This window comes from Paenibacillus sp. 05T425 (genome assembly GCF_056396205.1).
Map to the genome: position 1 here is coordinate 492364 of NZ_JBFTLA010000001.1, position 24429 is coordinate 516792.

Here is a 24429-nt window from a genome sequence, read left to right on the forward strand (position 1 = left end):
TACTAGCCCCTTAAGCGATTATGGGATATATACCATATCCTTCAGGAGGTGTACAGGATGAATCACGTCTATGTAACGAGCATGGGAAAATTTCTGCCGGGAGAGCCTATCGGCAATGAAGAGATGGAAGACTATCTTGGCCGAATTAACGGCAAGAGCTCCAAGTCCAAACGCCGCATCCTCGAGCAAAATAAAATACGCTACCGTCACTATGCGATCGACAAGCAGCAACGGAGCTTATACAGCAACGCCGAGATGGCGGCTTTAGCGATTCAAGATGCGCTCGCGCGCAATTCTAACGCGCTGGATGAAGGGATCGATTTCCTCGCCGTCGGCACAACGCAATGCGATTTGCTCGTTCCAGGCTTCGCAAGTATGGTTCATGCCGAGACCGGCTTGCCCGTCATGGAAAGCGCGACGCATCACGGCGTCTGCGCCAGCGGTATGCAGGCGATGAAAAACGCCTATCTGCAAGTGCTGTCAGGCGAGAGCCGCATTGCCATATCATGCGCAAGCGAATTTCCGAGCCGCGTCTTCAAGCATACACGGTTCGAGGCGCAGCAAGCGTATGGCGATAGCGCCGTACCGTTCGATACCGACTTCCTGCGCTTCATGCTGTCGGACGGCGCGGGAGCAGCCGTCTTACAGAACGCGCCGGCGGTAAGCGGTCTGTCGCTTCGCATTGAGTGGATCGACAACAAGTCGTATGCGAACAGCTATGACGTATGCATGTACGCAGGGTTTAATAAAGATAACAACGAGAATGCCTGCTGGCATGATTATCAGTCCATACATGACGCAGCCGACGACGGGGCGATGAATCTGAAGCAAGACATTCGGCTTGTGAATGAAATGCCGAAAGTTGGTGTCGATCGTTTCTTCGAGCTTGTGGAGGAGGGCGCCGTCGATCCTTCCGCGATTGATTGGATGGTATGCCACTATTCCTCGCACTTCTTCCGCGACGAAATATTCCGGCTGCTGAAGCTGGGCGGCTTAACGATTCCCGAGGAGAAATGGTTCACGAATCTATATACGAGGGGCAATACGGGAGCGGCATCGATCTACATTATGCTGGAGGAGCTGCTTGGCAGCGGCAAGCTGTCACCAGGCGAAAGGGTGCTGTGCATGGTGCCGGAGAGCGGCCGATTCCAAACATCGTATATGCTGATGACGGTTGTCGGTTCGAAGGACTCGGCAAGTAAAGCTCCGTTCGAGGAGCGCGTACCCGAAGCCCCGCAGCTTGCGTATGACGCGTCCAATGATGTGCAGGCGCAGCTCGTTCGCCAGCTTGTACGCGTATGGATCGATTTCGAGCAGAAGCTGGCCCGCGTACCCGTTATCCGCAAGCTGTATGAGGGCAAGTTCACGATGAACGACTACAAAGCATTAATGGAAAATATTCGACAGCAGGTCATCGACGGCTCGCAATGGATCGCGCGGGCAGCCTCCTACATCCCGATCGAGCATATCGATCTTCGCTCGACGTTCATTGCCCATGCGCGCGACGAGCACCGCGATTTTCAAATACTGGAGCGCAATTATGTAGCTGTGGGTGGAGACTTGGAGGCTATTCAAACAGGGGAGAAAAATATCGGCAGCGAGGCATTGTCGGCCTACCTGTTCCAGCGTGCGAGCCGCGACAATCCGGTCGATCTTATCGGCGCGATGTGGATTATCGAGGGACTCGGCTGCCGGATGGCGCGTTATTGGGGCGAAATGATTCGCGACCAGCTTGGGCTAGACGACGAGCAAGTGTCTTTCTTGCTGTATCATAGCGATTCCGACGAACTGCACTTTGAGCGCCTGGAGACGGTCGTGCAGCATCCGCTGCTCACGGCGGATATTGCGGCGCGCATCGTGAAGACGGCAAAGACGACGGCACGGTTATATTTGCTGCAGTTAGAGGAGCTGAATAACGTATGAGCGAGGCTGACTTTTTCCGCAATATGAAGCATGACCGGAACGATCCGAATCCTTTTCTCGCGATCTATCTCGATCAGAGCATTCCGTTCAATGAAGAGGCGAAGGCCGCCTATTTGATGGACTGCTCCAGCAGGTCGCGGCAGTTTCTGCTTCCGCTGCTTCGCCCGCTTGCCCGTTTATTAATCATTTTGCTGCAAATCTACAAAATCATCGTACCGAAGGCGCTCACGTCTTCCCGTTTGCTGCACCGGGTGCTGCATTGGGGCATGAAAACATTCGTCAGCCCGAGCGCCAACTATATGATCCTTCGCCACTTCTACCTCGGATCGGAAGTACTGCAGTTTATTCGCGACAACGTGCCGGGCGTGAACATCACAATGAATCCGCTCAAGCCAACGAATTTGGAGCCGGTGAAGGATGATCTGTTCCTCATCCATGACCTCAACTTATATAACTTCGTCATCAATTTGAACAAGGAATTGCGTGACAACAAGCTAGAAGTGACGAAGCAGGATCGGCTTAACTTCGCGGCCATTACGTCAAGCCCGCTGCCTATCGAGCCGATGCCGAGGCGGTGGACGAACTTCATGGATTTGACGACGGCGATTGAGTGCTTCACACCCGTGTATCAGCTATTCCTGACCGACAACGACTTCTGGCGGGCTACGAATTCATTGCAATTGGATGAAACGATCGGCATTCTCGCTTCGAAAATTATCGGCAGCAACGATCGGCTTGCGCTCATTAATAACAAGCATCCGATGGTGCCGCTGACGACGCTAAGAGCCGGTTTCCGGCTCGTCCTGCATGGCCTCGCGACGGAGCAGCTGCACGCGCTGCTTGTCGAGCTGAAGCATAAACAGGAGCAAGAGCCGGGGCTTCCAGCTTAACGCGGGGCGCGATTATTCCAAATCAGGCGGGAAGCGGCGTTTCGTCGCTTGCTCGAAGCTGTAGGCGAGCCGAATTAAGGTCGGCTCGCTAGATGCCGTTCCAGCGAAGGCAATGCCGAACGGTCCTCTCGTCGAGAAGTCGTTCGGATGGCGATAGCCTTTCTCGGACCAGCCTGCAGGAACGGTTATGAGCGGATAACCTGCTATAGCAGCAGGATCTTGCTCGTCATGCATCGCCGGCAGCAGCAGCGCATCCAGCTGATGCTCATTCAGCGCATAATCGATCCCTTGCCCGCGAGCCCTCTCTTTCGTGAGGGCTGCTCTTGCCAAATAAGCAGGGTCATCCGTCGTTAAGGTCATCGTTTCCGACCATTCAAGCACGCCTTGTCCGTACTTCAATGCGGCTTCCGCATGCTCCTTATTGAAGGCGATTACGTCGCGCAAACTGCTAACGGACGCATCTGGCGTTATCGGCAATGCAGACAAATAAGCATTCACGCCTTGCTTGAATTCAATCGCGAGCAGCTCATGATCCCATTCTGCGTCCTCGCAGGGCAGCTTCACATCGTCGATGATTGTCGCTCCCTGCTCCTTCAAGATTGCGATCGCTTCCTCCATAATCGCAAGTCTTTCTTTATGCAGACGACGATAGTAGAAACGCGGAATACCGATGCGCGCTTGCTTCAAGTACATCGCATCCAAGTATCGCGTATAGTCAATTTCGGTTAATGTCCCTAGTAATATCGCCGCATCCGTAACCGTCCGTGCAATGGGTCCTGCCGTATCTTGTCTATGAGAGATCGGAATGATACCGCTGCGGCTAATAAGGCCGACCGTCGGCTTGATGCCGACGACCATGTTCTGACTAGCCGGCTCAATGATCGAGCCGTCCGTTTCCGTGCCGATTGCAGCCGCTGCTAAATTAGCCGCCACAGCTACAGCCGATCCGGAGCTTGATCCGCCGACGAACAGTTCACCCGGCCCGTACGGATGCAGCGTCTGCCCGCCTCTTGCGCTGTACCCCGACCACATTCCGTTAGCCATAAAGTTTGCCCATTCCGTCATATTCGTCTTCCCGAGTAAGACAGCGCCTGCAAGCCGCAATTGTTCGACCAGTGCGGCATCCGCAGCGGCAATCGATTCGGCTAACGCCAGCGATCCTGCGCTTGTATGCATCCGATCCTTCGTTGCAATATTGTCCTTGAGCAGAATCGGTATGCCATGCAGTGATCCTCTGCTGCCTTTCACTATCCTCTCCCGGTCCAGCTCTCTAGCAATCTCTATCGCATCCGGGTTCACTTCCAGCACCGACCTAAGCTTTCCGTCGAACTTCTTAATCCGGTTCAAATAAGCCCCCGTCAACCGCTCCGAGCTTAAGTCTCCCTTTTCCATAGCGAGCTTCATGCTCCCTATATCCGCTTCTATTATCCATTGTTCCAACTCGACGTTCAAACTCATAGGACTCATCCTCCCTCGACCCCGTTTCTATTATTTTAGGAAATGTAGCGATCGAGAGGAAAGATAATTTTTGATTTTAATCAAGATGTACTCATAAAAAAAACAACACGACTAGAAAAAGCGTCATAAGAACGGACATAACACCGGAATACGGCCATAATCGACAGGCGTGATACGCGTAGTTGGAAACTCCATAGTAGATGCATGCACCAACCATCCCAAACAATCCGGCAAAAACAGCGAATCCATTAAAACCGCCTAGTACAATAAAGGGCAGCATACCGCCCAAAAAATAAAGCGGAAGCTTGTACAATATTTTATCTTCAGGAATCGTCTTGCGTATTAAAAAATCGATGAGGACGGAAATGAATATGGCATACCCGTAGTAGACCATCCAAAAGTACGGTACTTTGGCCGTCTCCGCCCAATTATCAAAATGGAAGCCTTCGATGATAAGAATCGTCACCAAATACAGCACTCCCGATCCGATCAGCTTTGATGCCGCATATTGCGATACTTGATTCCAATTCCATGTTCGAAACATATTTAATCTCCTCTCAGGGCTGCGATTCTTCCTTATGCTTAGCATAGTTCTTCTGAGAAGAATGCAGCAGTTCTAAGTTTTGTAGAACCGTCCTCCACATAGACAACAAGAAGCCCGATGCTAATTTTCAGCATTGGGCTTCCCGCTTGCACACATTATTTAGTTCGAGACATAATTCGTATTGAACCATTTTGCCGCTTCGAGCACTTCACCGCGCGTCAGTTGATGTCCGTAGCTTTCCCAGTGCAGTGTCACCTCACCGGATGCGCCCTGCAACAAGGCAGCCAAGTCCGTCGTCTCGCTCGGCGGGCAGATCGGATCGTTGTCACCTGCTCCGATAAAGATTGCGGTTCCGCCTAGATCGGGCAGTGTGATGCCTCTTCGCGGCACCATCGGATGGAATAGAATCGCGCCGTTCAGCACGTCTTTATAGTGGAATAACAAGCTGCCTGCAATATTTGCGCCATTCGAATAGCCGATAGCGATAACGTTGTTCCTGTCGAACTTGTATTGCTCCGCGCTCTCGTCGACGAACGTCTTCAGCTCCTCCGTACGGAAGATCAGGTCCTCTTCATCGAAGATGCCTTCTGCCAGCCGGCGGAAGAAACGCGCAGCGCCATTCTCGGATACATTGCCCTTCACGCCTAGCATCGATGAGCCCGGAGAGATCATTCGCCCGATTCCAAGCAAATCCTGTTCGCTGCCTCCCGTTCCATGCAGCAGCAGCAGCGTCGGCGCATTCGGATTGTCGCCTTGCTCAAATATATGTTTCATACTCCTCACACCTTTCTATATTTTCCACTTTTATTGCTATTCTAATCGTTATCCAATAGGCGTGCTGAGCGGCTGCAAGCCCGCTTCGATCTGTGCTCTTCTGCCTTCTAAGAATGGAGGCAAGGAAAGCGCTTCGCCGAGATGATGGATATCCTCGTCCGTATCGAAGCCAGGTCCGTCAGTTGCAAGCTCGAACAAGATGCCGTTTGGCTCGCGGAAATACAACGAACGGAAGTAGAAGCGATCCACGAAACCCGAGTTTGGAATTCTTACGCCGCGGATGTGCTCAATCCACTCGCGCAGCTCATCGTCATTATCGACGCGGAAGGCAACATGATGGACACCGCCGACGCCCTGCACCTCGCGAGGCAGATCGTTCCGCTCCTCGATATGGATCTCCGCGCCGCTGCCGCCTTCTCCGGTCTCATAGACGACAATATCCTTTTGTCCTGCGACAGTCGATGCGTATTGGCCTTTCTGGCGGAAGCCCATAAGCTGGGTCAACACGAGAGCGGTCTGTTCCGCGTTGTGAACCGTCAGTTGTACCGGGCCTAAGCCGGTAATGCCATACTGCGCTGGAACCGGGCTTTTCTCCCACGGTATGCCGCCTGCGACGCCCACGTTGTTCTCGTCGGAGACAAGCACGAGACGCTGGCGCTCGAAGTCGCGGAAAGCTAATGTCTGACGGCCGGCGCGTTCGATAATGTCGTCATGCTCGACGCCAAACTCGGCAAAACGCTCTTTCCAGTACGAAAGCGCCGCATCGCTTGGAACACGCAAGGAAGTTGTCGAGATACTGCTCACGCCTGCGCGGTTCTGCGGTACACCGGGAAATTCGAAGAACGTCAATTCCGTTCCCGGATTGCCTTTCTCATCCCCGTAGAACAAGTGATACACCGAAGTGTCATCCTGGTTGACGGTTTTCTTTACAAGGCGAAGGCCTAATATTCTTGTATAAAAATCAAAGTTCGCAGACCCTTTGCCGGTAATCGCGGATACGTGATGGATACCTTTTAATTGCATAGTATGGACCTCCCAATATGGATGTATTTTTTTACTTCTGAATTTTTCTCAACAGTCGTACGAGCTGCTTCTTCTCATCTCGCGTCAAAGCATCGAATTGCGACACTTGGAACCGCTCCTGCTTAGGGACGACTTCAGCATATAGCGCTTTTCCTTTGTCGGTTAGCGATACGAGCTTGATCTTCCATTGCTGCTCGCGAGTAATGAGCCCTTGCTCCTCCAGCTTCACTAACAGCTGCGTAATATTCCCCTTAGTGACGAACAGTTTATCCGCAAGCTGCTGCTGAGTAAGCTTTCCTTGTTCGCCAATCTGTGCGATCACATCGAATTGAGCAACCGACAAATCCCATTTTTTCAAATGCTGCTGTGTCTCGCGAACGTTATGACCGTATACCCGGGACAAGCGGTACCAGATCAACAACCCTAATCTTTCGTCTTGCTTGCTGTAATCAGACGCTGTATCGTTTGGCTCCAACTTATCACCTCGTTTCTTCTTCATGTACTCAGTTTAGATCTAAACTGATAATTTGTCAACCACTTAACTTTTCATTATCATTTCTTACTTTAGACTTAAGACTAGGGCGCAAATATAGCTCGTATGATAATATTAGCGGATAACTTATCCCACTTTTGCAGAATACTTATACAGCCATAATACCGATATCTATCGGCAATATTTGAAGGAGAACACGAATGATTGAACGCACTTCCTTTACGCCCGGCACGATGCCTCAGCCCCCGCTTCCCTCTAGTCGGAAGTCGGCAAGCAGGCGCAGACGCAATCAGTTCCTTATATTCATCATTACTTTCCTTATAGCAGTTACAGCTTGGAAGTTGCTTCAACGATCAGGCGCAGAGCTGCCTTTCACACCTGAAATTAATGTGCCTCCCGTAACAGAATTACATCCGATTGTTGCAGCCAAACAGCAAGAGCTAATCACGCAGACTGCCGCAGCTGGCATTACGATATTGATTACGGACGGCTTCCGTTCCACTGAGGAGCAAAATGCGCTGTATGAGCAAGGAAGAACATTAGATGGACTTGTCGTGACGCAAGTTCGCGGCGGTCATTCGTACCATAATTACGGCCTTGCGATCGACTTCGCGCTTCGAACGAAGGAAGGCGATGTCGTGTGGGATATGAAATATGATGGAAACGGGAATAGTAAACCCGATTGGATGGAGGTTGTCGCGATCGCGAAGAAGCTTGGCTTCACTTGGGGCGGAGATTGGGACAACTTCAAGGACTATCCCCATCTACAAATGGACTTCGGCTACTCCATTCGCGAGCTGCTGCGGGGCAAGCGTCCTCAGGTGGAATAGAACAACCGGTTTGGCATGAGTGGCACGTTGAGGCGCTATAACGGCATTTTGGGCAACTAATATTCGGGTTACGCTTAACAAGCCTCATTTAGTTTGATTTTGGGACACTAATGTGGCAGTTTTGACTTTCCTATTATAAATGAGCCAATTAGTTTGACGAAATGACATTACACGCTGCCTTTTCTCATATCACCTCATTTAGTGCGACGAAATGACATTACACGCTGCTGTGACACCTACCTTCTATTGCATCACAAAAGAAACCTCCAAGCGACTGCGCAGCTGCAGTCACCTGGAGGTTTCTTACTCGCTTATTGGTATAAGCTCGATACGATTTCGTACGAACGCAATCGGGCTTGATGATCGTAAATATGTGCCGCTATCATGATTTCATCCGCGCCGGTCGCGGCAATGAAGTCATCCAGCTTTCGCTTAACCGTATCGGGACTGCCGATGATTGACGATCCAAGCTGCTGCTGTATCGCAGCCTTCTCTTGCTCGCTCCATACTTCATCCATATTGTCGACCGGCGGTTTCAGCGGGCCTGGACGGTTGCGGACGAAGGACAGGAATAGCTGCTGCATGGACGTCGATAGTCGAATCGCTTCCTCATCCGTATCGGCGGCAATTACGTTGACCGCCACCATGCCATGAGGCTTCTCCAGCACTTCTGAAGGCTGGAAGATGCTGCGATACAGATTCATCGCCGGTACCGTGAAACCTGGGGAGAAATGTCCTGCGAAAGCGAAAGGCAAACCGAGTTGTCCGGCTAGATTCGCACTAAAGTCGCTGGAACCTAGCAGCCAGATCGGGATGTCTTGACCTTCGCCGGGAATCGCTCTTACTCCGCGATTAACCGCGGAGCCTCCCGGCTCTAAGAAAGCGCGCAGCTCTTCCAACTGATCAGGGAAGTCGAGCCCATTGCTGCGCCGACCGCCGCGAAGCGCTGCCGCAGTCAGTTGGTCAGTGCCTGGCGCTCGACCTAAGCCAAGGTCGATGCGCCCTGGAAATAACGCCTCAAGCGTACCGAATTGCTCGGCAATAACGAGCGGGGCATGATTGGGCAGCATGATGCCGCCTGCACCGACGCGAATCGTAGATGTGCCGGCAGCTACATGGCCGATTACGACAGAGGTTGCCGAGCTTGCGATGCTTGGCGAATTATGATGCTCCGCAAGCCAAAAGCGGTTATAGCCCCATTGCTCCGCATGGCGGGCAAGATCCAGCGTATTATGCAGCGAATTCGCCACTGTGCCGCCCTCTATAATGGGGGAGACGTCCAATACCGACAACGGAATCGATCTGTGTTGCATTTGTTCATTACCTATGGAGGACATACGTTCACCTGCTTTATCGTATTGGTTGTGAATACAGTAACTGTATGAAATAAAAATACATTATAACTAGGAGTAGACCATAACCGGCTGCGGTTGTGCCCGCTCCGTTATGCCTGCTCCAGTTACGATTGCTGCGGCTGCTCGGATAACTTCTTCTGACTCTGCTGACAGAGCCTAATTCGTTCAAGCACCGTTTGGATCGTATTTTGTTCCAAATACGATACGTAATGTTGCTCCGCTTCATGGAAGAAATGATCCATTACGCCTTCGATATTAGCGGACACGAGACATTCCTCGTCCGGATTGCCCGAGCACCAGTGCGGCTTAAGCGCACCGCCGCCGAAAGCTCTGTATACTTCCGCAAGCGTGACCTGCTGCGGCTCGCCATTCAGAATATATCCGCCGCCAATGCCTTCCTTCGTGCTCACAAATCCATGCTTGCGCAATATGCTCATAATCTTGCGAATACGAGTCGGATTCGTCGATACATTCCGCGCAATCGTCTCGCTGCTCGCCATATGCTCCGGCAAGTAAGCCAGCAGCACAAGGCTGTGAACAGCGACTGTGAATTCACTATTCATCGATGCAACGCCTCCTATGAAGGATACTGTAATTCTATTTCATACAGTTAATGAAGTCAATCTTCTTGTCTTATAGCGGAGCAGACCGCAGTCGCCAATCGCCTAAAGTTCATCAGCGATCATTGGCGACCACTCGTCTTGTTCCGCTCACTACCGCTTGCCTTCCGATTACTCCGGCTGCTGCCACACCTGATACTTGTTCCCATCCGGGTCCTTGAAGTTAAGCTGATGCCCGCAGGTACCTTCATCACGAACCTCAGCTTCGAGCCATAAGCCAGCTTGCCGCAGCGATTCATACAGCTTCTGAATATTGTCCGTCTCGAAGCAGATCGGGAACATTTCGAACGACTCGCCCACTTCCGTCCAGCCTGTTGTCGCAAAAGTAAGCGGCGTCATATTCGGGCTTGGCTGCAGAAACAACCATCCGCCGTCACCCATAATCATAATCGCCCCTCTGCCTGGCTGGATCGCTGACCGAAGCTTCATGCCGAGCACTTCTTCATACCATTTGGCCGATTTCTCCACATCCGAGACTGGGACATAAGCGCATTCAATCCGTTTAATCATGTTATTCTCTCCTCATATCTTAGGCGAATCAGTTCACCCAAGTCTCCGAATGATATTCTTTCATAAAATGAAGCAGACGTTCCAATAAAGCAACACCTCGCGTCTCGGCTTCTTGCGCCTGCTTCAGCCATGCGATAGCCTTCTCTGCTGTCTCTTCGTCGTTCGGACTACCTCCCTCAGGAAAAGGAAACAGCTCTCTCATATTCCCTAACGACTCTGCGACCGCACTATAGCATAACGCCGCTTCACCTGCCAGCTTGCGCACATTCCTCTCCACCACGTTGCCGCCATCCCATCGAAAAGCTAAGTCTTGCAGAAACCGTGCCGCATGCTCCCTTGCGTCGGCGATAACCTCCGTATTGTACGAATGGCCATAAGCATCCGCGCTCCTGCGTTCAAGGACGGATATCCACGCCTCGTAACCGGCAAGGCCTTGCACGAACTTGCCTTCGAAAACATGCATCCACTCTCGCCCTCTTGCATGATCTACAATCATATCGAGTGCCATTCTTAACATCTCATATTTGGAATGCGGCAAGCTCTCGCTTATGGTCGTCACAAACAACAGATCAATCTTGGGGTCGGCGAACTGGGCATACGTAATCGTTCCATCCTTGGATACATCCTTCGCATAGAATAGCTGTTGATCGTCGTCATAACCATAGATCAAGCCGAACTCAGGAATGAACAGATCAAATGCTATCGCTGGCACACCGCGATCAATCGATTGTTGGACTAGCGCTATCGTCCTTTCCACCTTATCAGGGGTCAAAGGTGCATCGGGATCGGCCAGGCAGCTTGTAAAACCAAGATTGCACAAATTCCGCCGCAGTATGTAGCCCCCGGGAAAGGAAGTCGGAGCTGCAATATGCATCGTCTCCTTATCGATGTTCATCCGGAACGCATGCCCGGTAAAGCCCATGACATCGGACAACGTCAAATGCTTCTTATCCGTGTAGCTGACGGCTCCGTGTACCGCGATTGCTGCAGATGTCCATGTCTTCGCCCAATCCTTCTCCTTCATCATCCTTCTTCCATCTCCGTTCTATATCCATCCTCATAGTATAGGGGGAGTGAGCAGTTTCCTTCTTGGCAAGCCTAGCGCAGATCTCCGCTGAACGTACAGACTGATGGAATGGCGAATGCGCTCCTTCTGCAGCTTGACGCGTGAACGGGACAGCAGATTATATACATTAGCCGTCGTCATGTCGAACAGCTCGGCTATCTCCGATGGGGGCAGCTCGCCGAAAAACCTCGCCTCGAAGATGTTTCTTTCCCGTTTGCTCAAGCAGTGAATAAGACTATGAATACCTTGCAGCGTCTCTTGTCGCATCATATGCTGCTCGGGATTATGGCCGCTCTGTGCCTCCTCGGCATGGCTCGCTAAGTGAAACAAGATACTGTTGATATCACCCCAATCCACTGCTCCATTATTCGAGCCATTGTCCGGCAGGCCCGATTGACTTAAGAATCCGATGAACGGCTTCTCCTTCGCATATGGACCGCCGCGCCGAAGCTTCATATAAGCTTGGTTGCGAATAATACGATGCAGCCATGGCATGAAACGGCTCGCATCTGTAAGCGTCCCCAAATGCAGAAACGCCCGAATAAGCGCTTCCTGCACGATGTCCTCCGCCATATAGGCATCCTTCGTCAGCGCCCCTGCCAAGCCAAGAGCCTTCGCCCGATGACGGCGAACGAGCTCTCCGAACGCCTCGCTCTCCCCGGCTCGCGCACGCTCAACCAGCTCTTCCTCATTCGTCTCGGCAGCTGCCCCTAAGCCTGCAATCTCGATCATCAACCTGATCTCACTCCTCCTACCTAACTGATGCCGAGTGGAAGTCAAATCTGTCATCGGAATTCAAAATTATTTTAAAGCCAGCCTATTCTCAGCTGATTGTAAGTATTGGAAAAGATAACCACAAACTCATATTAACGCAGAACATTTGTTCTGTAAACAACAAAAATAGAGCAAATCTCTTTAGCGAGATTTGCCCATTTTCCTGCCTAGAAGCCTTGCCATTTAACGATGTTGCTCATAACGATTAGCGCGCGAGATGCTACGAATCGCTTCAAGCTCGGAATCCGATAGCGGCGCAGCGTTGCCAGCCTCCACATTAAGCCGCAGTTGTTCGAACGAGCTTGCGCCCGGTATAGCGATAGCGACCGCCGTAGATGACAGCGCATAGCGAATCGCTGCCTGCGACAGGCTGCGCCCCTGCAAATCCAGCTTGAGAAGCTGTTCCCGAACGTGAATCGCCTCATCCTTGCTGTAGTCCAAATAACCTTTGTCCGCCTTGGCGCTTCCATTGCCGGTCAATATCCCTTTCGCGACCGGCCCTCTTGCGATCAGACTAATCCCCTTCTCGGCAAGCAGCGGCAGTACCTCTTCCTCAGGACGTCTATCTAAAATGCTGTACTGGCTCATCACGCTCACCATATTCGAACGCTTCGCATACTCTCGAATAACATTCGGACGGATCGACGATATGCCGTAATAACGGATGAGTCCTTCCTGCTTCAGCTCTTCGAACGCCTCAATCGTCTCATCAATCGGGTCGTCCAATGTCCCGCCATGCAACTGATACAAATCGATATAGTCCGTTTGAAGCCTCCGCAAGCTCCCCTTCACCGAATCCTTGATGTATGCCTTGGAAGGATCCCATACCCAGCCTTCCTGCCCCGGCACGCGCCGATTGCCAACCTTCGTAGCCAGAACGACGTCCTGACGCCTGCTGCGAATGGCCTCGCCTACGATCGTTTCGTTCAAGCCGTCATCGTACAGGTCTGCCGTATCGAAGAAATTGACGCCATGTTCAAGCGCCTGGTTGACCAGCTTCATTGCCGCTTCCTTGTCCGTTCCAAGCAACATGCAGCCGAGACCGATCTCGCTAACAAACAGATCCGAACTTCCTAATTGATTTTTTCTCACCCGTAATTCCCTCCTCTTATAGCTTCTTATAGAAGCCTAAATGACATCCCGTATATACCAAGCGATAGAACTCAATTTTAGACGGTTGACCGCTTAAATTCCATTTCTATTTCGCTTGACGAATCTCCTGCCCGTCCTGTATATTGGTGGAAATTAACCAAATACCGACCCGCTTACGATGGAAGCACCCGTAAGAGAAGGCGCGCTCGCGCCCTTTCTTGCCGGTGCTTTTTTTGCGTTCTGCCGCGGGTCAAATTCCGAGGAGGTTAACATTAATGATTATGAATTCAAGATGGCCGATTCTGCTTGCCACGATGCTGCTTGCGATTGTCGTCGCAGTAACCACAGCTGTACCAACTGCCTTCGCCGCCCCGTTCGAGCTCACCGTCACGTACAAAACCGCCTTCGACAAAATGACCGCAAACGCCGACAAGACAACGGCTGCCAAGCTTAAGCAGCAATATACCGATCTACTGGCTGCTCAGAAGCAAGAGGTGTCGTGGGACAAGCTTATAACCGGGCTTCATGACCGTAACACGGCATCCGAAACAGCCGTGAAGGAGAAGATCAAGCAGGTAGACGCCTCCAAGCTTGCGAAGCTGAAGGCCGAAGCAGACCAAACACGCGACAAGTACGCTGACTTATTCGCGCTGTACGAGAAGAAGAACAGCCAGATGCGACTGGCGAAGTCCATCGACAGCAAGACGGCTGTCGCGCTGCTGAAGCCCCAAGTGGACAGTCTTAAGATTGCCGTCGCCATCGCTCGCGAGGAGATTCGCGGCAAGGACGCCGCCTATAAGACAGCGAAAGCGGCTGCCGCGAAGAAGATCGCAGCGTACAAGAAGCTTCTTTCGGGTATCGAGCCTTATGAAGCGAAGATCAAGGCAGCCAAAAGCACGAACAGCAGCACCAAGAAGCTGTTCGATGCGGAGACTCGAATAGTAAAGGACGCGATTAAGAGAGGGGAATTGAAGTGGACGCTTGATTCGTTCGCGAAGCTGCTGAACTACGCGAAGCAAATCAATGACAACAAAACGAAAATCTATGGCTACGAGGGACAAATAGCCGCAATTATCGCGGCAACAAGCAAGCAAATCGTTTGAGTTTAATTTCCAGATGTCGTTATGTAGGTTATAATAGGTTAGCCTAACTTAACGATAGGAGAAATGATATGGATATTATACAAATAGCTACGGATTTAATTGACGAGGATAAAGATCAGCCTAGATACCAATTCGACGATGAAGCGTTGCAGGAGCTCATGAAGAGCATCGGGGAGATCGGTCTATTGTCTCCTATTAAAGTGAGAACGACCGGCGACGGACGTTACAAAATTATTTACGGAAATAGAAGATACAAAGCTTGCAAGATGCTTGGACTGCCTACTATGCCGTGTATCGTGTCCACCGTGACGGACGAGCTGGAAATTTATTTGGAACAAATCGCGGAGAACTTAACACGGGAAGGGTTCTCTCCCATCGAAGAGGCAGAAGCGTTTAACAAGCTGCTGAACGACCCGAAATTCCGCAGCTCGACCAAATATTTGTCCGGCAAGCTGGGCAAGCCGGAATCGTACATTAAGAACAAGTGTGAGCTGCTGAAGTTCAGCAATGCCGTGAAGAAACTGATCGTCAGCGGAACAGAGATTCGGAAAGACAAGCTGACCGAAGATCAGCTCCTGCCGCTTAAGGACTTGCCGATGGAGCATCGCGATCCGATCGCGCTCATCGCGGCGCGGGATGAGCTGCCGGTCAGCGATGTGAAAAAGATCGCAAAGCTGTTCAAGGACAAGACGATCTCGGAAAGCACGAAAGCGAAGCTTCTGTTCAAGACAGGCAGCGGCTTGCTCGAAACTTGGGCGACCCATGAGCAGAACAAGGCGGAGCGCGCTAAGCCCGCCGAGCCGAAGCCTGCCCCTGCTGCGGCCGGGGCTGCTGATAGCACCGTCCATGAAGGCAGCGCACAGACCGCCACCGCTGCTGCCGCTCCAATTGAAGCGAAGCTTTACAAGCTTATTTCGTCCATACCGAGCCATAGCCCGCTTAGCAGCTCGTTGCTAGCCTCCGTGCAGAACATCGATGCCGCGGATCAGCTTGGCTTCTCGCATATGCTCGATCAGTTGATCGACACGCTGGAGAAGCATCTCGCCGAATGGAACGCCGTGAAGCAGCTTATATCGGCTGCGAATGAAGTTCAAACCTAACATTACAGTACATTAGCAATAATTTGTAATCGTATTGAAATATTTCTTTCATCCCTCTTTAATAATAGAGGGCTATAATAAGTCTCAACCCCCTTTTGAAATATAGAAATACTTTAAGCCCCGCAGCCCGTTGCTGCGGGGCTCTTTTTGCCCTTTTCCACCTATCGTATCAGCTCAACCATAATAATTTCCGGACGATTGAAGAGCCTTTGGGGAAAGGTGCTGTTTCCTAATCCGCGGCTAACGATCATCGTCGATGGTCCGCTTACGAACTTGCCCGCATCGTAACGGGGAAATAAACCTTGGTTGGGAGCAAGCACTCCGCCGAGGAACGGCAATCTGATCTGACCGCCATGCGCGTGGCCGGAGAATGTCAGATCGATTCGGTTGTTGGAGTAGACATCGAACATCTCGGGCCTGTGGGACAGCAGAACCGTGAAAGGTCCCTCCTGCGTGTTGTTTGTCTTTTCATCGAATGAATCCAGCACCTTCCGTATTCTCTCGTCAGCGCCTATACTCCCCCGATATGTTCTGCCGTCGAACGTCGGATCATCGATGCCGATTAAGCGGAAGCTTCCATCTCCCAGCTTCATGGTTTCACCGGCATTTCGCATCACATGTACGCCGAGCTCAATTAGTCCATCCTCGAGCTCGCCATAGCGTCCCGAACCCCATTCATGGTTGCCGGTCACGTAATATACGGGCGCGAGCTTTAGCATCTCGCGCATCGCCGTCAAGCTAGTCTCCGCGTTATACCGCCTAGCATCCACCAAGTCGCCGGTCACGACAATGAGATCAGGCTTCAGCTTGGCCACCTTGCGGACTAATTGGCTTTGATTATCGCCGAACATTTTGCTATGCAAATCTGATAACTGTACGATGCGGTAACGATCGAAGCCGCTGGGCAACTTATCCGATTGCATACGGAACGTCGTCGTCGTAATCGCGTTATTTTCGAAATATAGGAACGGAATTCCTAATGCAATGACGACAATAACTGCAATCAACCATTTCTTCTTCGTCATTCGCAGCCTTGCAAAACGCATAGCTCCCCCTCTCCTTTCTTAACCAACTCTTATTTAGCCCTCTGTATCGCCACGCTCCATGACCGCCACTTGCCATGCGAGCTTGCCTCGCGTCTCCAATTCAATACAGCCACGTCTATGCCTTCCAGCTCAGGATGCTGCTTCTCCAATCGATAGATCGCAGGAGCTGCGTCCATGGAAAGCGTGCTTAGATACGTCATATCAATAATGCCTGATTGATGGAATCGTTCGATGTTTTTGTCGGCGATTCTCGCATCGATATTCAAATAGTTCATGAGTACATACGCCGCGATCGATACGCCGATGTAGGCTTTGGCGAGTGAGAAACGTTCCTTCCAAATTCGGAACACAGCTATGACACATAGCACTGTCAAATAAATCATGAAGCCGTGTACGAGCAGCCTAACCTGCGTATATCCGTATGCTTCTTCATATAAAGAAAGCCGGCTGTAAGCAGAGATGAGCATAACGAGCGTGCAGACGATAAGCGACGTCAACGACAGCTTCCGCACTAGCTCCGCGCCTCGGCCAGCTCGGCGTATTCGATGAAGACCTCCCAGAAGCAGGCATACATTAATAACAGACACGATAACAAGCTCGACAAAGCCTTTGCGGGCGTACTCGGCATAAGCCGAACCATCGGGAAGCATCCCGCCTGCCGCGCCGAACAAATAAGAGAATTGGATGCTCACAAACAATAAGTATACCGCATTAATACTTAGAAGAAATGTACCTGCGGTCACGGGATCGAGCATGATTTTCCCCCGATCGCTTGTGCCTGCAGCTTGCAATGGAGCTTCCTTCGACTCTCCGCCGGATTTACGGAACAGCAGCACCCATATGTAACAAAAAGCGTAGAGCGCGACAACTACGCCATAAAGACCACGGCCAATTAATTCGTCTACGGCGCTTACCTGGAACAGCCTGGGAATCTTGTTCAGCCACGACTGAAAGATCGAATCTGCCGACGCCAGCAGCGTAATGACGACAATAAGCAGCGGTGCGACGAGCAGCAGGCCGATGATGACTTTTTTGAACGCGGCATGCTTCGCATCACCCTTCTCCTGATCCTTCAGCCGGCTGACGATCAAGCCGAAAGGCACTGTCACATAGGAGAATGGCTTTATGAGGCTCAAGAACAGCAGCTCCCTGTAAAACCTCCCGCGATACCAAGGGAGGGCGCTGCTCTTCGTCAGCAGCACCGTCTGCGAGATAATGAGCGCGAATAGAACAAATCGATTCAATACACGGAATACGTCATTTGCGAACAAGCTGTAGGTCAATGTCAGTAAGCCAATCGGCACAAATAAAATCCACGCCGAGCTGAATTGCCCCCTCCACTTCTCGAAGCCGCCAATTCGTCCTTTCACTGCATAGAAAAACAGTCCATAAAAGGCGGCCACAAACAGCAGCATGGACAGACCAGCTCTCGTATCTATGAACAAATATTGACACAGAAGTCCGAAAACACAGGCTAGTACGACCATTCTATCGTATTTTTTCTGCCAAGGCGCCGGATCTCTCATTGGTTACACCTCTACTTTTGCGCAATTTGTGATGAAGCTCCTTTTATTGTAACCTAGAAAACAAGAACAAAAAGTGCAAGTTCCGAACTGGAAATTTCATATTTTAAGAACGGGAGTGTTTCACTGGTGAAAATACGCCGTCATTACATCACGTTAAGACGCGCTTACGCTCATGTGCAGGAGGGCTCAGCAGTAGAAGCCACTACGCAGGAACTCGCCGAATTGCTGGAATGCACGCACCGCAATATGGTTATGCTGCTGCAGCGGATGCAGCAGGAGAATTGGCTGCAATGGCAGCCGAAGCGCGGTCGGGGCAACCGCTCTCTGCTCACCTTCCTAGCGGGCGCTGATGCCCTGCTGCTCCAAGAGGCGCAAGAGCTTGTCCATAAGCAGGATCTGCAAGGCGCTCTTGCGATCGTGCAGTCGGCGCAGCAGTCCACGAGCGTACAAGGCCGCTTCCAGCAATGGCTTACTGGGCAGTTCGGCTTTCACTCCGAGGTGCAGGGCAACCGTCGTACCGACATCCTACGCTTCCCGCTTCCGCAGCGTATCCATTCCCTTGACCCTGCGGCTATTCATTACACGAGTGAATCCCATCTCGTTAATCAGCTGTTCGACGGACTTGTCCGCATGGATGCGAAAGGCGAGTCGATTTTGCCGCATCTCGCTCATGCGTGGGACGTCGATGAGAGTCGAACGCTGTGGACCTTCTACTTGCGGAAGGGTGTATTGTTCCATAATGGAAGAGAGTTGTCATCATCCGATGTGAAGTATTCGTTGGAGCGGCTCCGTGCACTTGCCCCAAGCGGGCTTCACGGATGGGTCTACGCCGGGATTGCTTCGATGGAGACGCCGGATGATACGACAATTCGCATTCGGTTAGCCGAACGGAACGAAGCATTTTTGGCATTCCTCGCTACGAATCGCGCCGCTATCGTACCGCAAAACGGATGCGACCCGGAAAGCGGGCAATTCCTTGGCAGCCCTATAGGCACCGGACCTTTCAAGCTGGCTGGTCAAGAACAAGGCGTATGGGTACTGGAGGCGTTCGCTCCCTATTTCCAAGGGAGAGCCTTTCTCGATCGGGTAGAAATATGGACGGTAGAGGTGACCACAGAGCGCGGATTGATGGAGCCGGGGCTGGAGAGCTTCCAGCTCATGCATAATGTGCGAATGAGCGAAGCGGCGAGCGAGCAGTGGCAGCAGGTTCGCCAATCCGGCATGACCTGCAAGTTCATAACGGTCAATGAACTCAAGCATGGTCCGCTTGCGAATCCCGCCATTCGCGAAACAATCGATGAGGCCATCAGCCGGGAGCGATTGCTCACGCTGCTCTCCGGCGATGTCATTGAAGAAGGGGACAGCTTCTGGCCGCAGCAGTCTGCAACTGCTTCGAATGTCGAACTCAAACCCGCCTTGACTGCTGGAAATATTCGCGTACGGCTAGCCGAGGCCGGTTATAACGGGGATACGCTTGTGCTCGCGACGATCCCGCAGTATGCAGCGGATGCCGCGCTTATCCAGCAAGTCTGCGCGGAAGCAGGTGTCTCCATTGAAATAACGCTTATCGCTGCCGAACAGTTCAAGGGAAAGGCAAGGCTCGAAGCCGATCTGCTCTTGTTCGCCGTCATGCTGGACGAGCACAGGGAGCTTCGGCTCATTGACCTGTACAAGAGCATTCAGCAGCATATGCTGCCGGGCATGTACGCAACGCTCGGCGAGCAGCTTCAGTCGATACTGTCCGAGGCCGACCCGCAAAAGCGGAAAGCGTTGTTTCTGGCGATTGAGGATGAGCTAAAGCATTCGCACAGCCTTATGTTTCTATACCGAAAGCATTTGAAAACCGCTTTCCATCCGTCCATACGCGGAATTTCGCTCGAGTCGCTCGGCTGGGTTCGTTTTCGCGACATTTGGTTTACGTGACCGTTAGTAACCAAAAAAAGAAGCTGCAGAGGGCGACTATACTTGCCCTTGAACAGCTTCTTCGTCATTCCCAAATTTGCTAAGCCACCGTCAAAATAATCGGAGCTTCCTTCGTAATAATGATCGTATGCTCGTGCTGGGCCGCAACGCTGTTGTCCGGTGTACATAATGTCCAGCCGTCCGCCTGTTGCACGACATAATCCGCGCCGGTGGAAAGGAACGGCTCAATCGTTATGACAAGCCCTTCTCGAAGCACCCGCTTATCTCTCTTATTATAGAGAGGCGAGATTTGCGGCCATTCATGCACCGCTCGGCCCACACCGTGGCTGCACAGATCGCCGATGATCTGATAGCCGCCAAGCTTCGCCTGCTGCTCGAACATTTTGCCAATCTGATTCACCTTTACCCCGTGCTTGAGCGAGGAAATGACTTTCATCATCGTTTCATGCGTGAAGCTGCAGAGCCGCTGAATCTCCTCCGTATAAGGAGCTATTTGAAAAGACGTGCCTGTATCGGCTACATATCCGTCCTTCTCCGCACATACATCGACATTGACCAGATCGCCAGGCTCGATTCTACGGCTGCCCGGTATGCCATGCGCCACTTCATTATTGATGCTGATACACGTATGCCCTGGGAATTGGAAAGCCTTCTTCGGCGCAGAGAAAGCACCGTGGCTCTTAAGCAGCTGTCCGCCAAGCTCATCCAGCTCTCTCGTCGTCATTCCCGCTTCGGCTTGCCGCTTCATCTCATTCAAAGTAATCGCAACAATGCGTCCGATCTCCTTAAGTCCATCTATATCCTTCTGTGTGTCTGCAGTCATAATTCCGTCCGCTCCCATCTCTAGTTGTTGGTTTCATCTTTCTTTTTCTTATCTAATCGTATCACTGATTACAGCTGCTTACTACCTGATCTAACCGTAAAATAACGGAAATACGGCATTTTAACATAGCGCTAGCTCGATAACAAGAAAAAAAATATTCATACATTCTCATTCTCATTGAACATAACGCGTCAAACCTGCGCCAACGCTCGTTTTGCACCAAGGCAACAGGAATAGAGCAGGTTTCCATGCCAATTTTTGCAGGGTGTTCGCGACTTATTTTTTAAATTTATAATACGTGAGACACTACTGAAGAGGAGCGATACCCTAATGAAACAAGGATTCAAAACAAAACTTGCGGTACTCATGATGGCGGTTAGCATTCCTGCTGCGGCATTGTTACACGATGTGAGCTTCGCAGCATCTGCATCCGTGGAGGCAAAACGAAACAAGGTTGTCCAAACAGCTATCTCCCTTAAAAACAAAGTGGATTACGTACACTGGAATCAGCGTCAAGAGAGCAAACCTCCATACAAAACGGACTGTTCCGGTTTCACATACTTGGCATACAGACTTGCGAATGTCGGCGTAACACTCGTTAATCGAGACGATGACGCTCAAGCAAAGGTTGGTACGAAGGTCTCATGGGGCAAATTCGAGAAAGGCGATCTGATCTTCACATGGAATAGCGGCTCGAAAAACAAAAGCGACGTTGGTCATGTAGGCATCTACATCGGCGACGGCAAAATGATTCACAACGCAAGCGTCAGCCAAGACGTTGTCATCTCCAACATTTACAGCGGCAGCTACTATAAAGACAGATTCGTCGTTGCGAGACGCGTCATTAAGTAAACGTTCTCCGAAAACGCAATCATAGCCATTAAAGGCGACAAAACGATATTACCCTATTAAGCGCGGCAGACAAGACGATGCGTTAATAGGGTAATATTATTTTCAAATAACCTTCAGTTCTGGCGCGTCGGAGCTGCGCTTCAGATGCCGCTTCACATGCTCATGCATCTTCTTCATCCGGATCAGCTCGCTGCTGCCTCCCGACTGCGCTTTGATCGTCTCCGCCAGCGGCAATATGCGGAACTTGCTTCTCGCCCCATTTCGCGTAATGCGCGTCCACGTCGGTATGAACTCTACGTCCCTGATCTCGATTTTACCGTTGTCGTTCTTGCGAACTTGAATGTGCGTAATAAGCCCGGTCAGCGTATGGTCATTATAATACAGCCTCGTCGAAATGAAGTTTCCTAGGGAATAGATGGCGAATCTGCGCTTGTTCGCGCCCCATATATCTCGTGATTCATAAAATAACGCCGGTTGAATAACATGCGAATGCGCGCCAAGAATAATATCGGCTCCGTTCTTGAATAATAACGGAACGAGCGTTTTCTGCTGGTCAATCGGATACATGCCGTATTCTTTGCCGAAATGCATACATACAATAATAAGCTCCGCGCCTGCCGCTCTCAGCTTCTTCAGATCGGCTACGATCTTCGAGTTGTCAATAAGATTGACTGCCCAGCTGTGATCGGCTGGAACGGGAATTTGATTCGTTGTTTTCGTATAAGCGAGTACGCCAATCTTAATACCCTTGACCTCATGAATAAGCATTTCTTGCGACTCACTCTGTGAACGGAACGTTCCCGTATGAGCGATGCCTACCTTATCCAAAACGTTCAATGTGCGCTTAAGACCGCTTATTCCGCAATCCATGCAATGGTTGTTGGCCGTCGTTAGCACATCGAAGCCAAGGTTCTTAAGCGTATCGGCGAACGGATCGGGACAATTGAACATCGGCCAATTCGTCTTCGGATGCCGCTTAACAATGGAATAGTCGCTGGCCTTCGGCCCGCCGAAGTTCGTCTCCAGGTTGCCGATCGTAAAGTCCGCGCTCCACAGATGGGAAGCGACAGGCTCGAATATCGGATCGAACGAATATCCCTTATCGCCTGACACCTTCGCTGAATTAATAATTCTCGTCTTCATTAGAAAATCGCCGACCGCGGCAATCGTAATGTCCGTGCTCATGATTCATCTCCGTTCTATGACCTTTGCCAAAAGTGAAAGCGAGCGGTCTCCCTCGGGGTCTTAGACCGCAGCACAACACAGTATATGAATAGGCGAATGACTCCGTATGGATAAGTGCCTAGATCATAATTTGTCCGTCAAAAAAAAATGAGGAAGGGATGAAGCTCCGCTCGTATCGGCGGAACTTCATCCCTTCCTGTTGTTTCTCTACTCGTTGATTACTTTCGTATACGTAGCGCTTGTCGTAATATAGACGCTCTTGCCGTCCACTTTGACCTCATACCAATAGCTGTTCGTTTTCTTTACTAGCTCCGCTTTCTGTCCCAACTCCAGACGGCCGACCGTTGCCGAGCTCGAGCTTGCCGACGCTTTCAGGGAAACCCACCCTTTGACGGTCGTCACATAATCCTTCTTCTGCGCTTGCGGCGTTGTGGAACCGGATGATGACCCGCCGATGACGTCCGTGTACGTGCTGCTCGTCGTTATATAGACTGTTTTCCCGTCCACTTTGACCTGATACCAGTAGCTGTTCACCTTTTTCACAAGCTCAGCCTTTTGTCCTAGTTCCAGTCGCCCTACCGTTGCCGAGCTCGAGCTTGCCGACGCTTTCAACGAAACCCAGCCCTTCTTCGTTACCACATACTGCTTGTCCGACTGCTCTTCCCCTGGATTGACAATTTCCGGCTGTTGCGGTGTCGGGTCCGGTTGTTGTACGATAGGGCTATCCCACTTCGGGATCGATTTTTGGGGCGGAAGTATGTAGGACTTCGGTATTACTGGCGCCTGCTCTGTCTTGCCTGCCATGCCTGTGAAGGCGGAGTCTGGCAGAACGCGTCTTGCCGAGTGGAAGTTCTCTCCCCACCAATAGGACCAGCTGTCTACCGTTCCGAGCGCGGTTGGGTTGCCATCGCTTCGCGTACCGATTACGACAGGTTGTCCATCACGATTCGTTCCCATATAAATCGCTACGTGCATAATATGGTCGGTTGTTTGCCATGTCAGCAAATCGCCAATTCGTAAGTTCTCAATTCCGGTCAGCTGCCATTTGCCGTTCACTTTTTTCTTGCCTACGCCTGCTACTTTGGTGCCGACGCTGTCATAATTTTTGGACGTTTCGGTAATGCTATAGCCGAAGTCGCCGTATACGAGACTTGTGAATCCAGAGCAATCCTCGTAGCCGTATTTGGCATATGCCTTGCTTCCATGACCATAAACAAAATAGCCGTTTTCCATGTACCATATTGCCCGCTCTACAAGCTTATATGCTAGCGTCTCCGATTGTCCGGCGTATTTGGCTCGGAAGTCTGCTACGTTATACAATTCATCTTTTACATAACTGTCAGCATTAATATACTTATTGTATTTGGCTACTGCATCTGCCTTGGTAGAACTTGCGGCACCGAATGCAACACCCGTCGCGCTTAGTGATAGTGCCAGCGATAATACGATAATCTTCTTCTTCATCCATCTATCAGCTCCCTCGTTGAGATGTATCCCTATAATAGCAAGATTTACACCC

General features: G+C 51.1%; 23 protein-coding genes. 7 read left to right on the plus strand and 16 right to left on the minus strand.

What is annotated here, in order from left to right; all coding sequences use genetic code 11:
- The first annotated feature begins 57 nt into the window (after positions 1-57).
- Entirely contained in the window at positions 58-1923 is a 1866-nt protein-coding gene (locus AC1DF0_RS02100) for a 3-oxoacyl-[acyl-carrier-protein] synthase III C-terminal domain-containing protein (RefSeq protein WP_477572918.1), read from the plus strand.
- The gene (locus AC1DF0_RS02105) at positions 1920-2813 is read left to right on the plus strand and encodes a DUF6999 family protein (protein ID WP_477572919.1); all 894 of its coding nucleotides are present in this window, start codon (positions 1920-1922) and stop codon (positions 2811-2813) included. Before AC1DF0_RS02100 ends, AC1DF0_RS02105 begins: the two co-directional genes overlap by 4 nt.
- 12 nt (positions 2814-2825) lie before the next feature.
- Here AC1DF0_RS02105 and AC1DF0_RS02110 read toward each other — a convergent pair whose 3' ends face one another.
- The 5 genes from AC1DF0_RS02110 to AC1DF0_RS02130 all read right to left on the minus strand — a co-directional run bounded on the left by AC1DF0_RS02110 (position 2826) and on the right by AC1DF0_RS02130 (position 7111).
- The gene (locus tag AC1DF0_RS02110) at positions 2826-4265 is read right to left on the minus strand and encodes an amidase family protein (RefSeq protein WP_477573126.1); all 1440 of its coding nucleotides are present in this window, start codon (positions 4263-4265) and stop codon (positions 2826-2828) included.
- A 97-nt stretch (positions 4266-4362) separates the two neighbouring features.
- Complete coding sequence (locus AC1DF0_RS02115) at positions 4363-4815, minus strand: hypothetical protein (protein ID WP_477572920.1); 453 nt, start codon at positions 4813-4815, stop codon at positions 4363-4365.
- Positions 4816-4974: 159 nt separating this feature from the next.
- Complete coding sequence (locus AC1DF0_RS02120; RefSeq protein WP_477572921.1) at positions 4975-5589, minus strand: alpha/beta hydrolase; 615 nt, start codon at positions 5587-5589, stop codon at positions 4975-4977.
- A gap of 48 nt (positions 5590-5637) precedes the next feature.
- Positions 5638-6612 carry a ring-cleaving dioxygenase gene (locus AC1DF0_RS02125; RefSeq protein WP_442048749.1) on the minus strand — a complete coding sequence of 325 codons (975 nt, stop codon included), beginning with the start codon at positions 6610-6612 and terminating at the stop codon, positions 5638-5640.
- 31 nt (positions 6613-6643) lie between these two features.
- Positions 6644-7111, minus strand: a complete 468-nt coding sequence (locus AC1DF0_RS02130) for a MarR family winged helix-turn-helix transcriptional regulator (RefSeq protein ID WP_442048750.1) — start codon at positions 7109-7111, stop codon at positions 6644-6646.
- Positions 7112-7305: 194 nt separating this feature from the next.
- Here AC1DF0_RS02130 and AC1DF0_RS02135 point away from each other — a divergent pair, with 194 nt between their 5' ends.
- Positions 7306-7935 (plus strand): M15 family metallopeptidase, encoded by a 630-nt coding sequence (locus AC1DF0_RS02135; RefSeq protein WP_442048751.1) that lies wholly within the window; start codon positions 7306-7308, stop codon positions 7933-7935.
- Between the two features lie 311 nt (positions 7936-8246).
- Here the strand turns inward: AC1DF0_RS02135 and AC1DF0_RS02140 are convergent, their stop codons facing one another.
- From AC1DF0_RS02140 to AC1DF0_RS02165, 6 genes are all read right to left on the minus strand, one after another.
- Positions 8247-9248, minus strand: a complete 1002-nt coding sequence (locus AC1DF0_RS02140; RefSeq protein ID WP_477572922.1) for an LLM class flavin-dependent oxidoreductase — start codon at positions 9246-9248, stop codon at positions 8247-8249.
- Between the two features lie 146 nt (positions 9249-9394).
- Positions 9395-9853, minus strand: a complete 459-nt coding sequence (locus AC1DF0_RS02145) for an RrF2 family transcriptional regulator (RefSeq protein ID WP_477572923.1) — start codon at positions 9851-9853, stop codon at positions 9395-9397.
- Positions 9854-10021: 168 nt separating this feature from the next.
- Positions 10022-10420 carry a VOC family protein gene (locus AC1DF0_RS02150; protein ID WP_477572924.1) on the minus strand — a complete coding sequence of 133 codons (399 nt, stop codon included), beginning with the start codon at positions 10418-10420 and terminating at the stop codon, positions 10022-10024.
- Positions 10421-10448: 28 nt separating this feature from the next.
- Positions 10449-11447: a hypothetical protein gene (locus tag AC1DF0_RS02155; protein WP_442048755.1), complete on the minus strand. Its 999-nt coding sequence runs from the start codon at positions 11445-11447 to the stop codon at positions 10449-10451.
- A 30-nt stretch (positions 11448-11477) separates the two neighbouring features.
- On the minus strand, positions 11478-12218 hold the full coding sequence (locus AC1DF0_RS02160; protein ID WP_442048793.1) for an RNA polymerase sigma factor: 741 nt from the start codon (positions 12216-12218) through the stop codon (positions 11478-11480).
- Positions 12219-12443: 225 nt separating this feature from the next.
- Positions 12444-13352, minus strand: coding sequence for an aldo/keto reductase (locus AC1DF0_RS02165; protein WP_477572925.1), 909 nt, complete (start codon positions 13350-13352; stop codon positions 12444-12446).
- A gap of 275 nt (positions 13353-13627) precedes the next feature.
- On the opposite strand from AC1DF0_RS02165, the gene AC1DF0_RS02170 reads away from it, so the two are divergent.
- Complete coding sequence (locus AC1DF0_RS02170; protein WP_477572926.1) at positions 13628-14455, plus strand: hypothetical protein; 828 nt, start codon at positions 13628-13630, stop codon at positions 14453-14455.
- Between the two features lie 68 nt (positions 14456-14523).
- Entirely contained in the window at positions 14524-15555 is a 1032-nt protein-coding gene (locus AC1DF0_RS02175; protein ID WP_477572927.1) for a ParB/RepB/Spo0J family partition protein, read from the plus strand.
- A gap of 161 nt (positions 15556-15716) precedes the next feature.
- On the opposite strand, the gene AC1DF0_RS02180 is transcribed toward AC1DF0_RS02175, so the two are convergent.
- Positions 15717-16601, minus strand: a complete 885-nt coding sequence (locus AC1DF0_RS02180; protein ID WP_477572928.1) for a metallophosphoesterase — start codon at positions 16599-16601, stop codon at positions 15717-15719.
- A gap of 29 nt (positions 16602-16630) precedes the next feature.
- Complete coding sequence (locus AC1DF0_RS02185; RefSeq protein WP_477572929.1) at positions 16631-18127, minus strand: DUF4153 domain-containing protein; 1497 nt, start codon at positions 18125-18127, stop codon at positions 16631-16633.
- 126 nt (positions 18128-18253) lie between these two features.
- Between AC1DF0_RS02185 and AC1DF0_RS02190 the strand changes: the two genes are divergently transcribed.
- Positions 18254-20050, plus strand: a complete 1797-nt coding sequence (locus tag AC1DF0_RS02190) for an ABC transporter substrate-binding protein (protein ID WP_477572930.1) — start codon at positions 18254-18256, stop codon at positions 20048-20050.
- Positions 20051-20129: 79 nt separating this feature from the next.
- Here the strand turns inward: AC1DF0_RS02190 and map are convergent, their stop codons facing one another.
- Positions 20130-20873, minus strand: coding sequence for a type I methionyl aminopeptidase (map, locus tag AC1DF0_RS02195; RefSeq protein ID WP_475823430.1), 744 nt, complete (start codon positions 20871-20873; stop codon positions 20130-20132).
- Positions 20874-21203: 330 nt separating this feature from the next.
- Here map and AC1DF0_RS02200 point away from each other — a divergent pair, with 330 nt between their 5' ends.
- The gene (locus AC1DF0_RS02200) at positions 21204-21725 is read left to right on the plus strand and encodes a C40 family peptidase (protein WP_337100221.1); all 522 of its coding nucleotides are present in this window, start codon (positions 21204-21206) and stop codon (positions 21723-21725) included.
- Positions 21726-21827: 102 nt separating this feature from the next.
- Here the strand turns inward: AC1DF0_RS02200 and AC1DF0_RS02205 are convergent, their stop codons facing one another.
- Both AC1DF0_RS02205 and AC1DF0_RS02210 read right to left on the minus strand, forming a co-directional pair.
- Positions 21828-22910, minus strand: a complete 1083-nt coding sequence (locus tag AC1DF0_RS02205; protein ID WP_477572931.1) for a CapA family protein — start codon at positions 22908-22910, stop codon at positions 21828-21830.
- A 207-nt stretch (positions 22911-23117) separates the two neighbouring features.
- A complete protein-coding gene (locus AC1DF0_RS02210; protein ID WP_477572932.1) occupies positions 23118-24374 on the minus strand; it encodes a C40 family peptidase in 1257 nt (418 codons plus the stop codon).
- Between the last annotated feature and the right edge of the window lie 55 nt (positions 24375-24429).

Coding starts and splice junctions, on each gene's coding strand:
- AC1DF0_RS02125 (WP_442048749.1), bottom strand. CDS start 6,612: ATGCAATTAAAAGGTATCCATCACGTATCCGCGATTACCGGCAAAGGG.
- AC1DF0_RS02160 (WP_442048793.1), bottom strand. CDS start 12,218: ATGATCGAGATTGCAGGCTTAGGGGCAGCTGCCGAGACGAATGAGGAA.
- AC1DF0_RS02150 (WP_477572924.1), bottom strand. CDS start 10,420: ATGATTAAACGGATTGAATGCGCTTATGTCCCAGTCTCGGATGTGGAG.
- AC1DF0_RS02175 (WP_477572927.1), top strand. CDS start 14,524: ATGGATATTATACAAATAGCTACGGATTTAATTGACGAGGATAAAGAT.
- AC1DF0_RS02155 (WP_442048755.1), bottom strand. CDS start 11,447: ATGATGAAGGAGAAGGATTGGGCGAAGACATGGACATCTGCAGCAATC.
- AC1DF0_RS02200 (WP_337100221.1), top strand. CDS start 21,204: ATGAAACAAGGATTCAAAACAAAACTTGCGGTACTCATGATGGCGGTT.
- AC1DF0_RS02115 (WP_477572920.1), bottom strand. CDS start 4,815: ATGTTTCGAACATGGAATTGGAATCAAGTATCGCAATATGCGGCATCA.
- AC1DF0_RS02210 (WP_477572932.1), bottom strand. CDS start 24,374: ATGAAGAAGAAGATTATCGTATTATCGCTGGCACTATCACTAAGCGCG.
- map (WP_475823430.1), bottom strand. CDS start 20,873: ATGACTGCAGACACACAGAAGGATATAGATGGACTTAAGGAGATCGGA.
- AC1DF0_RS02180 (WP_477572928.1), bottom strand. CDS start 16,601: ATGCGTTTTGCAAGGCTGCGAATGACGAAGAAGAAATGGTTGATTGCA.
- AC1DF0_RS02120 (WP_477572921.1), bottom strand. CDS start 5,589: ATGAAACATATATTTGAGCAAGGCGACAATCCGAATGCGCCGACGCTG.
- AC1DF0_RS02170 (WP_477572926.1), top strand. CDS start 13,628: ATGATTATGAATTCAAGATGGCCGATTCTGCTTGCCACGATGCTGCTT.
- AC1DF0_RS02105 (WP_477572919.1), top strand. CDS start 1,920: ATGAGCGAGGCTGACTTTTTCCGCAATATGAAGCATGACCGGAACGAT.
- AC1DF0_RS02130 (WP_442048750.1), bottom strand. CDS start 7,111: ATGAAGAAGAAACGAGGTGATAAGTTGGAGCCAAACGATACAGCGTCT.
- AC1DF0_RS02205 (WP_477572931.1), bottom strand. CDS start 22,910: ATGAGCACGGACATTACGATTGCCGCGGTCGGCGATTTTCTAATGAAG.
- AC1DF0_RS02140 (WP_477572922.1), bottom strand. CDS start 9,248: ATGCAACACAGATCGATTCCGTTGTCGGTATTGGACGTCTCCCCCATT.
- AC1DF0_RS02145 (WP_477572923.1), bottom strand. CDS start 9,853: ATGAATAGTGAATTCACAGTCGCTGTTCACAGCCTTGTGCTGCTGGCT.
- AC1DF0_RS02135 (WP_442048751.1), top strand. CDS start 7,306: ATGATTGAACGCACTTCCTTTACGCCCGGCACGATGCCTCAGCCCCCG.
- AC1DF0_RS02185 (WP_477572929.1), bottom strand. CDS start 18,127: ATGAGAGATCCGGCGCCTTGGCAGAAAAAATACGATAGAATGGTCGTA.
- AC1DF0_RS02100 (WP_477572918.1), top strand. CDS start 58: ATGAATCACGTCTATGTAACGAGCATGGGAAAATTTCTGCCGGGAGAG.